General features: G+C 72.0%; 11 protein-coding genes. 2 read left to right on the top strand and 9 right to left on the bottom strand.

Annotation, left to right across the window (positions count from 1 at the left end):
• The coding region (locus ACFE64_RS14070) for a phosphoenolpyruvate-utilizing N-terminal domain-containing protein (protein WP_375393086.1) at positions 1-869 on the bottom strand (869 nt) is incomplete at its 3' end.
• Positions 870-985: 116 nt separating this feature from the next.
• Here ACFE64_RS14070 and ACFE64_RS14075 point away from each other — a divergent pair.
• Positions 986-1,525, top strand: coding sequence for a cation:proton antiporter (locus ACFE64_RS14075; protein ID WP_375393087.1), 540 nt, complete (start codon positions 986-988; stop codon positions 1,523-1,525).
• Positions 1,510-2,514, top strand: a complete 1,005-nt coding sequence (locus tag ACFE64_RS14080) for a cation:proton antiporter (protein ID WP_375393088.1) — start codon at positions 1,510-1,512, stop codon at positions 2,512-2,514. Before ACFE64_RS14075 ends, ACFE64_RS14080 begins: the two co-directional genes overlap by 16 nt.
• A 1-nt stretch (position 2,515) precedes the next feature.
• Here ACFE64_RS14080 and ruvB read toward each other — a convergent pair whose 3' ends face one another.
• The 8 genes from ruvB to ACFE64_RS14120 all read right to left on the bottom strand — a co-directional run.
• Entirely contained in the window at positions 2,516-3,541 is a 1,026-nt protein-coding gene (gene ruvB, locus ACFE64_RS14085; RefSeq protein ID WP_375393089.1) for a Holliday junction branch migration DNA helicase RuvB, read from the bottom strand.
• Complete coding sequence (locus tag ACFE64_RS14090; protein ID WP_375393090.1) at positions 3,538-4,359, bottom strand: hypothetical protein; 822 nt, start codon at positions 4,357-4,359, stop codon at positions 3,538-3,540. Before ACFE64_RS14090 ends, ruvB begins: the two co-directional genes overlap by 4 nt.
• A gap of 22 nt (positions 4,360-4,381) precedes the next feature.
• Positions 4,382-5,023: a hypothetical protein gene (locus tag ACFE64_RS14095; RefSeq protein ID WP_375393091.1), complete on the bottom strand. Its 642-nt coding sequence runs from the start codon at positions 5,021-5,023 to the stop codon at positions 4,382-4,384.
• Positions 5,024-5,087: 64 nt separating this feature from the next.
• The gene (gene ruvA / locus ACFE64_RS14100; protein ID WP_375393092.1) at positions 5,088-5,684 is read right to left on the bottom strand and encodes a Holliday junction branch migration protein RuvA; all 597 of its coding nucleotides are present in this window, start codon (positions 5,682-5,684) and stop codon (positions 5,088-5,090) included.
• A gap of 399 nt (positions 5,685-6,083) precedes the next feature.
• Positions 6,084-6,569 (bottom strand): crossover junction endodeoxyribonuclease RuvC, encoded by a 486-nt coding sequence (gene ruvC, locus ACFE64_RS14105; protein ID WP_375393093.1) that lies wholly within the window; start codon positions 6,567-6,569, stop codon positions 6,084-6,086.
• A gap of 172 nt (positions 6,570-6,741) precedes the next feature.
• A complete protein-coding gene (locus tag ACFE64_RS14110) occupies positions 6,742-7,485 on the bottom strand; it encodes a YebC/PmpR family DNA-binding transcriptional regulator (RefSeq protein WP_375393094.1) in 744 nt (247 codons plus the stop codon).
• Positions 7,486-7,557: 72 nt separating this feature from the next.
• Positions 7,558-8,103, bottom strand: a complete 546-nt coding sequence (locus tag ACFE64_RS14115) for a DUF1003 domain-containing protein (protein ID WP_375393095.1) — start codon at positions 8,101-8,103, stop codon at positions 7,558-7,560.
• Positions 8,103-8,312 (bottom strand): DUF2312 domain-containing protein (locus ACFE64_RS14120; RefSeq protein WP_375393096.1); only part of this gene is annotated, 210 nt, incomplete at its 5' end. The genes ACFE64_RS14120 and ACFE64_RS14115, both read right to left, overlap by 1 nt.

The following is an 8,312-nucleotide window of genomic DNA, read 5'->3' on the forward strand; positions in this document are numbered from 1 at the left end:
CGGGTGCGCTGCTGGACGCGCTCGATCGCCGCCTCGGCGGTCAGGCCGCTGTCGATCGCCTCGTTGATGCGCCGCGCCCAGCCCTCGTCATAGGCGAACATCTTGTAGGTCGCGAGCACCTCCTCATGCTCGCCGCCCACGCCGAACTCGGCCTGCGCGGCCATGCGGTCGATCTGTTCGCGCATCTTGTCGAACGCGGCGTAGACCCGGTGGCGTTCGGTCTCGGTGTTCTCGGCGACGGTGTGCTCGATGACGATGCGCGGCTGGTGGAACACCGCGAACCCCGCGCCCATGCCGTCGACGAGCTTCTGCCCGGCGATCCGGACCGGCGCGGTCGCCTGCGGCTTCGCGCCCGGGCCGGCCGCGGCGTCGATCAATCCGGCATTGGCGATCAGCTCGGAGAGCACCATTGCCACCGTCTGCAGCGCCTCGATCTCGACATCGGCGTAACGGCGCGGCTCGGCGTGCTGGACGGCGAGCACCCCCACCGCGCGCTCGCGGCGGATGATCGGCACGCCCGCGAAGCTGTGGAAGCGGTCCTCGCCTGTTTCGGGCCGGTAGGCAAAATCGGGATGGCTCGCCGCCTCGTCCAGGTTGAGCACCTCCATGCCCGCCGCGATCGCGCCGACCAGCCCTTCGCCCAGCGCCAGCTTGGTGACGTGCACCGCCGCCTGCGCCAGCCCGCGCGTGGCGAACAGCTCCAGCGCGCCGTCGCGGAGCAGGTAGATCGAGCAGACCTCGCTGCTGATCGCCTCGCCGATGATGTTGGTGACCGCGTTCAGCTTTGCCTGCGCGCTGTCGCGCCCGGCCATCACGTCGTGCAGCCGGGTCAGGATCTCGCGCGCGGAGGCGGCGGCGGAGGCGGGCATGAGCCGGTGCGTAGCAGGTCGACCGCGGGCGCGTCACGCAACAAAGGCTTTGTGGCGCGCGCGCAAAGTCGCCCCGCTGGTGCTTTCGCGGCCCGATCCGGTCATAAGATGGTGCCATGACCTTCTTCGAGAGCCTGCTCGCGTTGCTGCTGGCGGCGGTGGTGCTGCTGCAGGTAGCGCGGCGGCTCAGCCTCCCCTATCCGGCGATGTTGGCGCTGGCCGGGATGGCGGTCGCGTTCGTTCCCGGCGGGCCGACCATCGCGATCGACCCCCGGACCGCGCTGGCGCTGTTCATCGCGCCGGTGCTGCTCGACGCGGCGTTCGACTTTCCGTTGCAGGCGGCCGGGCGGCTGTGGCGACCGCTGGTGGTGATGGCGGTGGTCGCGGTGCTGGCTTCGACCGCGGTGGTCGCCGCGATCGGCTGGGGCATCGCCGGCCTGCCGATCGCCGCCGCGGTGGTGCTGGGGGCGATCGTCGCGCCGCCCGACGCGGCCGCCGCCACCGCCGTCCTGGCGCAGACCCCGCTGCCGCGCCGGACGGAAGCGGTGCTGAAGGGCGAGAGCCTGTTCAACGACGCCACCACGCTGCTGCTGTTCGGAGTGCGCTGGCGATCCAGACCGCGGGCGGCGCGACGGGATCGGTGGCGCTGCAGCTGACGCTGGCCGTGCCCTGCGGTATCCTGTTCGGGATCGGCTGCGGACTGCTGATGGCCTGGGTCGGGCGGCTCGTCGCAGGAACGCTGGGCGGCAACGTGCTCCAGTTCGTCAACGCCTGCCTGGTGTGGATCATCGCCGACCGGCTGCACCTGTCCGCCGTGCTGGCGGTGGTCGCCTGTGCGATGACGGTGGCGCGCCGGCCGGGCGTCACGGGCTCGCCGCGCAACCGCGTCCATTCCTTCGCGGTGTGGGCGACGGTGGTGTTCCTGCTGAACGTGCTCGCCTTCCTGCTGATGGGCATGCAGGCGCGGCTGATCGTCGCGCGGATGCCGCCGGCACGGCTGCGCGAAGCGCTGGAGGTGGCCGGCTGGGTGGTGCTGGCGATCGTGGCGACGCGGTTCGTCGTGGTGATGGGCTGGAACCGGCTCGCCGCCCGCTTTCCGTGGGCGCGCGGTCCTCTACCGCCACCGACGCTGGCGCAGGGCGTGCTGGTCAGCTGGTGCGGGATGCGCGGGCTGGTATCGCTCGCCACCGCCTTCGCGCTGCCGGCCGGCTTTCCCGAGCGCGACTTGGTGGTGTTGACCGCCTTCGCGGTGGTGATCGCGACGCTGGCGGTGCAGGGCCTGACGCTGACGCCGTTGATCCGGCTGCTCGGCCTCGACCGGATGGACGACCCCGCGCAGGAGCTGAAGGACGGGCGCAAGGCACTGACCGACGCGGCGCTGGCGCGGCTGGACGGCATGGCCGGCGAGCATGCCGAAGACCTGCGCGTCATGTTCCGCGCGAAATCCGGACCCGATCACGCCGGCTGGATCGCGGGCTATCGCGAGGCCGGGCTGGCGGCGGTCGCAGCGCAGCGGCGGGCGCTGGAGGAGCTGCGCGGGCAAGACGCGCTCGGCACCGACAGCTACTACCGCCTGCAGGAGGAGCTCGACTGGCGCGAGCTGACGCTGCTGCCGGAGGAAGAGCGGCGGATCGAGGAGGCGTGAGCTATGGTCCGAACAACCCCTCCTGCGACCCCGACGGCGGGTTCAGGCCCAGATGCTTCCAGCCCCCCGCGTTGAGGCATCGTCCGCGCGCGGTGCGGGCGACGAGGCCGAGCTGGATGAGGTAGGGCTCGATTACCTCCTCGATCGTATCGCGCGGCTCGGACAGGCCGGCGGCGAGCGTCTCCACGCCGACCGGGCCGCCGCGGTAGATGTCGGCGATCATCGTGAGATAGCGGCGGTCCATCGCGTCGAGGCCGAGCGCGTCCACCTCCAGCCGGTTGAGCGCCGCGTCGGCGGCGCGGGCGTCGACCAGCGCGTGCCCGGCGGCGTAGGCGAAGTCGCGCACCCGGCGCAGCAGCCGGCCGGCGATGCGCGGCGTCCCGCGCGCGCGCCGGGCGATCTCCGCCGCGCCGTCCGCCGCGATGGCAAGGCCGAGCAGCCCGGCGGCGCGCGTCACCACCCGCTCCAGTTCGTCGACGGAGTAGAATTGCAGGCGCACCGGGATGCCGAAGCGGTCGCGCAGCGGGGTCGTCAGCAGCCCCTGCCGCGTCGTCGCGCCGATCAGCGTGAAGCGCGGCAGGTCGATGCGGACGCTGCGCGCCGACGGCCCCTCGCCGATCATCAGATCGAGCGCCCGGTCCTCCATCGCCGGGTAGAGCACCTCCTCGACCGCGGGCTGAAGCCGGTGGATCTCGTCGATGAACAGGACGTCGCCGTCCTCCAGATTGGTGAGCAGCGCGGCGAGATCACCCGACTTGGCGATCACCGGGCCGGAGGTGGCGCGGAAGCCCACCCCCATCTCGCGCGCGACGATCTGCGCCAGCGTCGTCTTGCCCAGGCCCGGCGGACCGAACAGCAGGACATGATCCAGCGCCTCGCCGCGCGCGCGGGCGGCGGCGATGAACACGCGCAGGTTCTCGCGCGCGGCGCGCTGCCCGACGAAATCGTCGAGCGACTTGGGCCGCAGCGCCGCGTCGATATCGTCGGGCCGACGGGCGGGGGCAAGGAGACGGTCGCTATCGGTCACGCCGCCAGCCCGACGGGCCCGCGGGCGCCGCCCCACTCCACGCCGCCGCCGCAGCGGTCGGCGTTCGACGCGAGGAGCTCGCCGGCCCAGGGCCGGATCAGCGCGGGCGGCGGCAGGATGATCCAGCCCTGCGCGTCGCCGGCCGCGACATAATCGCCCGCCGCAAGGCCGAGCGCGGTCAGGGCGCAGACCAGCGCGGCGCGCTCGTCATGGTCGATCACCGCCGTGAACGGCCCCGCGAGGGCGCGGCCGGGCAGGAGCCGCTCGACGACGGCTCGCAGGCCGCCGCTGGCCGCGAGATGGGCGTAGTAGCGGTCCGATCGGTCGCCGCGGCGGACCGGGATGACCTCCGGCGCGTCGATCAGCATCCCGAGCCAGGCCGAGGGGAACGCTTCGACGATCGCCTGGGCGTGGATCGCCTGCGGATGGAGGGCGGCGGCGATCCGGCCGGTCGCGGCGATCGCTTCGGCGCAGGCGTTGGCCTGGGCGTTGAGCAGGCGTCCGTTGGGCGTGTTCGACTGGCCGGGCTTGCCGATCCGCGAACCGAAGCCGAGCGTCAGCAGCCGCTCGGCGTGGCGATAGGCGCCGATCTTGTCGAACTCGCGGCGCAACGACCCGTCCAGCGCCGCCGCCAGCAGGGGACGATCGGCCAGCGCGCCGATCGCCGCGCCGCGCTCGCCGTCGGTCGCTCGGAACCGACGGATGGTCCACGCGACCGTAGCCGCCGTCCAGTCGAGCCGGCACACCGCGCTGGACGGTCGGACGATCGACCAGCCGATGTCGACGCCGAGCACGGCGCCGCTCGCGGGCAAGCTCATCGCCAGCGCCGCCCCAACCGCATCAACGCCGCGCCACCGCAGGCGATTCGCGGAAATCCGTGTCGTCGCGCGGCATGCACGCTTTCACCGGCTGCGGTTGATCCGCGGCGAGGTGCGCGACCCAGCATTCCCCCAATACGGAGCAATAGCAGGCGGTGACGCGCAGGCGGGTGCGAGCCGAATCGAAGGCGTTCCACTTCGCCCGGCTGACCGCGCCGTTGGGGTAACGCCAGGTCAGGAACTGCCGCGTTTCGCCGGCGGGGAAATAGCTGCCCGCCACCGGCCGTGTCGGCACGTAATCCTGTTCTTCCGGATGCGGCTGGTAGTCGATGAGGTCGAAGGGGTCGTGCTGCGGCACCCCGTCCTTCTCGATCTCGAACGAGATCACGCGCGCCGTGCCGGTGCCGACATTGGCGACGCTGAGCGAGATGGCGCGGTCGTCGTCGCCCACATTGCCCGTGAAGAACTGCAGCACGGGCGTGGCGTTGGCGCGCACCAGCCGGCTGTTCTCCTCGACCAGCTTTTCCATCGTGTGGCCGGTGTGCTGCGCGGTCAGCAGCGAGGCAGCCGACAGCACGAGCACCGCGACGGCCAGCGACAGGTCGAGCCAGACGATGCCGGATTTGCCGTGGGCGACGTGCGGGGCTTCGGGTTCGTCGATCACGGGGGCTCCGCTGGGCTGGTCGGCCGGAGCCGGGACGGGCGGCTGCTCGGGCACGGCGCTCACGCTACCGGCTCGCCTTCCTGAGCGCCAGCCGGACGAGCGCATCGAGCGTGGCGGCTGCGCCCAGTTCCTCCGCCGCGGCGGCGACGGCGCTCGCCGCTTCGGCGGGGCGGAAGCCGAGATTGAGCAGCGCGGAGACGGCGTCGGCGGCTGCGCCGGCCGGGTGGGCCTGCGCGACCGTGGCGGGGCCGAGGACGACACCGCCCGCCTGGTCCTTCAGCTCGCGGACGATGCGCTCGGCGAGCTTGGGGCCGACGCCCTGGGCGCGCGCGACCGTCGCCTTGTCCTGCGCGGCGATGGCGCGGGCGAGGTCGGCGGGCTCCAGCGCCGACAGGATCGCCAGCGCCACGCGCGCGCCGACGCCCTGGACGCCGGTCAGCAGCCGGAACCAGTCGCGCTCGTCCGCCCGCGCGAAGCCGACCAGGCGCAGGAAGTCCTCCGCGACCAGCAGTTCGGTGAACAGCGTTGCCGCCTCACCGACGGCGCCAAGCGTGGCGAGCGTGCGACTGGAGCAGCCGACCAGATAGCCGACGCCCGCGACATCAATGACCGCGTAGTCGACGCCGGTCGAGTCGAGGCGGCCTTTCAGGTGCGCGATCATCGGCCCGCCCGGCGGGCCTGGACACTACGCCCTCCCCGATATGCCCATGTCCGCGACGCGCACTCGACGGGGCGAGCAGCGGCTGGAGCATGGGCAGGGCGGCGGCGTCCGGTCATCGCACCGGCATAGGCAGAAGCAGCGCAGGTAGGAAAGGCTCCAGGCCGCCCTCGCCGCGCCGATGCCAGATGGTGCGCGTGGCCGATCGCGACCGCGAGCTCGTCGGCGGCGTCGGGACCCACGATCGTCGCGCCGGGCGGCAGGCGCGCGACATGGCGGGCGGGTAGCAGCTTCTCCCCGGGACAGGGAGGGGGACCATCGCGCCAGCGATGGTGGAGGGGGCTCCGGGCGGAGCGGGTCACTGGGAGCGGAGCCCCCTTCACCACGCCGCCCCGGGAAGGATCAGCCCAGTCGGCGCGCGCTCGCCAGATGGTGCGCGTGGCAGATCGCGACCGCCAGCGCATCGGCGGCGTCGGGGCCCGCGATCGTCGCGCCGGGCAGCAGGCGCGCGACCATCGCGTGGACCTGCGGCTTCTCGGCGTTGCCGACGCCCACCACCGCCTTCTTCACGAGCCGTGCGGCGTATTCGCCGGGATCGATCCCGGCGCGCGCGACTGCGAGCAGCACGACGCCGCGGGCCTGCCCCAGCTTGAGCGTCGATTGGGGGTTGGTGTTGACGAACACCTCCTCCACCGCGGCCGCCTGCGGGCCGTGATCGGCGAGCAGCGCGGCGAGCATGGTGTCGAGATGGGCGAGGCGGCGGGCGAGCGGTTCCTTCGCGTCGGTCTTCAGCTGGCCGTTGGCGAGATGCGACAGCCGGTTGCCCTCGGCGCGGATCACGCCCCAGCCGGTCGTGCCGAGGCCGGGGTCGAGGCCGAGGACGATCATTCGTCTCGTCCTCCCCGAGCTTGCTCGGGGAGGGGGACCGCTCGCCGTAGGCGAGTGGTGGAGGGGAAGGCGGTCGCAGACCGCCGCTGGCGCGGCAGCCCCTCCACCGCTCGCGCGAAGAGCGCGAGCGGTCCCCCTCCCCCAGCAAGCTGGGGGAGGACCATGCGGCTGATCACCCCAGCCGCTCCAGCACGGCGTCGGAAATCTCGTAATTCCCCCACACCTGCTGCACGTCGTCGTCGTCGTCGAGGCCGTCGATCAGCTTGAACAACGTCGCCGCATCGCCCTCGCCCACGTCCACCGTCGTCTGCGGCCGCCAGGCGAGCTTGGCGCCCTCGGCCTCGCCCAGCACCGGCTCCAGCGCGCGCGCGACCTCGTGCAGGTCGGCCTGCGCCGTCCAGATCTCGTGGCCGTCCTCGGACGACGTCACGTCCTCCGCGCCGGCCTCCAGCGCCGCCTCGAACACCGTGTCCGCATCGCCGGCCTTGGCCGGGTAGCTGATGAGGCCCATCCGGTCGAAGCCGTGACTGACCGATCCCGACGCACCCAGATTGCCGCCGTTCTTCGACACGATGGTGCGCACGTTGGTGGCGGTGCGGTTGCGGTTGTCGGTCAGCGCCTCGATGATGAGCGACACGCCGCCGGGGCCGAAGCCCTCGTAGCGGATCTCCTCATAGGTCTCCGCGTCGCCGCGGCTGGCCTTGTCGATCGAGCGCTGGATGTTGTCCTTGGGCATCGACGCCGCCTTGGCCGCATTGACGGCGGCGCGCAGCCGCGCGTTCATGTCGGGATCGGGCAGGCCCATCTTGGCCGCCACCGTGATCTCGCGGCTGAGCTTGGAAAAGGCGCCGGAGCGTTTCTTGTCCTGCGCGCCCTTGCGATGCATGATGTTCTTGAACTTGGAATGACCTGCCATGAAAACCCCGCAAAGTGGTACTTCGCGGGACCCCATGAGGGGTGGCGGACCCGCAAGCGTGATGAGCGGCCCTTAAGACCCCCGGGGCTCCCGCGCCAGCGCGTCGATCTTCGCCTCCAGCGCCGCGAGCCGCTCGATCACCGCATGGTCGAGCTTGTGGTGGAGCCGCAGGATGTCGAGCTCCGCGCGCAGGTTCGTCTCATAGTCGAGGCTGGCCGCCAGCCGGTCCTTCGACGCCTGGCGGTTCTGGCTCATCATGATGACGGGCGCCTGCACGGCGGCCAGCGCCGACAGCATCAGGTTGAGAAAGATGAACGGATACGGGTCGAACGTCAGGCCGAAATGCCTCAGCACGTCCGAGTTGAGCAGCATCCACCCGAACAGCACGGCCGAAAAGCCGATGATGAACCCCCACGAGCCGCCGATCGCGGCGACGCGGTCCGCCAGCCGCTCGCCGACGCTGGAGCGCTCGTCCGCGACGTCGGCCGCATCGCGGCTGACCAGCGTGCCCTGCTCGATCGCAGCGAGGACGCGGCGCTCTTCGGGATCGAGCCCCGCCGCCGGCTTGCGCAGCAGGTGGTGCGCCAGCTCTGCAACGGGGGGCGGCGGTGCCGCCATCAGTGCAGCCCGAGCGCCTTGCGATAGGTCTCCATCAGCGCGTCCGCCTCGTCGCGGTGGTGCTTCTCCATCTTCCGCAAGCGGATGATCGACCGCATCGTCTTGACGTCGAACCCGGTCGACTTCGCTTCGGCATAGACGTCCTTGATGTCGTCGGCGAAGCCGCGCTTCTCCTCCTCCAGCCGCTCGATGCGCTCGATGAACTGGCG

It is taken from the genome of uncultured Sphingomonas sp. (assembly GCF_964250165.1).
Lineage (GTDB): Bacteria > Pseudomonadota > Alphaproteobacteria > Sphingomonadales > Sphingomonadaceae > Sphingomonas.

Excerpts from the sequence above, each read along its gene's own strand:
- ACFE64_RS14075 (WP_375393087.1), top strand. The coding sequence starts at position 986 with ATGACCTTCTTCGAGAGCCTGCTCGCGTTGCTGCTGGCGGCGGTGGTG.
- ACFE64_RS14090 (WP_375393090.1), bottom strand. The coding sequence starts at position 4,359 with ATGAGCTTGCCCGCGAGCGGCGCCGTGCTCGGCGTCGACATCGGCTGG.
- ruvA (WP_375393092.1), bottom strand. The coding sequence starts at position 5,684 with ATGATCGCGCACCTGAAAGGCCGCCTCGACTCGACCGGCGTCGACTAC.
- ruvC (WP_375393093.1), bottom strand. The coding sequence starts at position 6,569 with ATGATCGTCCTCGGCCTCGACCCCGGCCTCGGCACGACCGGCTGGGGC.
- ACFE64_RS14110 (WP_375393094.1), bottom strand. The coding sequence starts at position 7,485 with ATGGCAGGTCATTCCAAGTTCAAGAACATCATGCATCGCAAGGGCGCG.
- ACFE64_RS14115 (WP_375393095.1), bottom strand. The coding sequence starts at position 8,103 with ATGGCGGCACCGCCGCCCCCCGTTGCAGAGCTGGCGCACCACCTGCTG.